Consider the following 1,290-nt stretch of genomic DNA (forward strand, 5'->3'; position numbering starts at 1 on the left):
TTAACGCTGAGGTGTGATGACGAGGCACTACGGTGCTGAAGTAACAAATGCCCTGCTTCCAGGAAAAGCCTCTAAGCATCAGGTAACACGAAATCGTACCCCAAACCGACACAGGTGGTCAGGTAGAGAATACCAAGGCGCTTGAGAGAACTCGGGTGAAGGAACTAGGCAAAATGGTGCCGTAACTTCGGGAGAAGGCACGCTGATATGTAGGTGAAGTGGTTTACCCATGGAGCTGAAATCAGTCGAAGATACCAGCTGGCTGCAACTGTTTATTAAAAACACAGCACTGTGCAAACACGAAAGTGGACGTATACGGTGTGACGCCTGCCCGGTGCCGGAAGGTTAATTGATGGGGTTATCCGTAAGGAGAAGCTCTTGATCGAAGCCCCGGTAAACGGCGGCCGTAACTATAACGGTCCTAAGGTAGCGAAATTCCTTGTCGGGTAAGTTCCGACCTGCACGAATGGCGTAATGATGGCCAGGCTGTCTCCACCCGAGACTCAGTGAAATTGAACTCGCTGTGAAGATGCAGTGTACCCGCGGCAAGACGGAAAGACCCCGTGAACCTTTACTATAGCTTGACACTGAACACTGGTCCTTGATGTGTAGGATAGGTGGGAGGCTTTGAAGTGTGGACGCCAGTCTGCATGGAGCCATCCTTGAAATACCACCCTTTAATGGCTGGTGTTCTAACGTAGACCCGTAATCCGGGTTGCGGACAGTGTCTGGTGGGTAGTTTGACTGGGGCGGTCTCCTCCTAAAGAGTAACGGAGGAGCACGAAGGTTAGCTAATCCTGGTCGGACATCAGGAGGTTAGTGCAAAGGCATAAGCTAGCTTGACTGCGAGAGTGACGGCTCGAGCAGGTGCGAAAGCAGGTCTTAGTGATCCGGTGGTTCTGAATGGAAGGGCCATCGCTCAACGGATAAAAGGTACTCCGGGGATAACAGGCTGATACCGCCCAAGAGTTCATATCGACGGCGGTGTTTGGCACCTCGATGTCGGCTCATCACATCCTGGGGCTGAAGTAGGTCCCAAGGGTATGGCTGTTCGCCATTTAAAGTGGTACGCGAGCTGGGTTTAGAACGTCGTGAGACAGTTCGGTCCCTATCTGCCGTGGGCGCTGGAGAATTGAGGGGGGCTGCTCCTAGTACGAGAGGACCGGAGTGGACGCATCACTGGTGTTCGGGTTGTCATGCCAATGGCATTGCCCGGTAGCTAAATGCGGAAGAGATAAGTGCTGAAAGCATCTAAGCACGAAACTTGCCCCGAGATGAGTTCTCCCTGAC

Annotated in this window: 1 rRNA gene (only partly in view); it reads left to right on the forward strand. The window is 52.7% G+C overall.

What is annotated here, in order from left to right:
- A 23S ribosomal RNA gene (locus OGX90_RS13800) occupies positions 1–1,290 on the forward strand; its annotated part runs 127 nt beyond the window's last position; the annotation flags it as partial.

This window comes from Citrobacter sp. Cpo012, from assembly GCF_030333015.1.
Classification (GTDB): Bacteria; Pseudomonadota; Gammaproteobacteria; order Enterobacterales; family Enterobacteriaceae; genus Citrobacter; species Citrobacter portucalensis.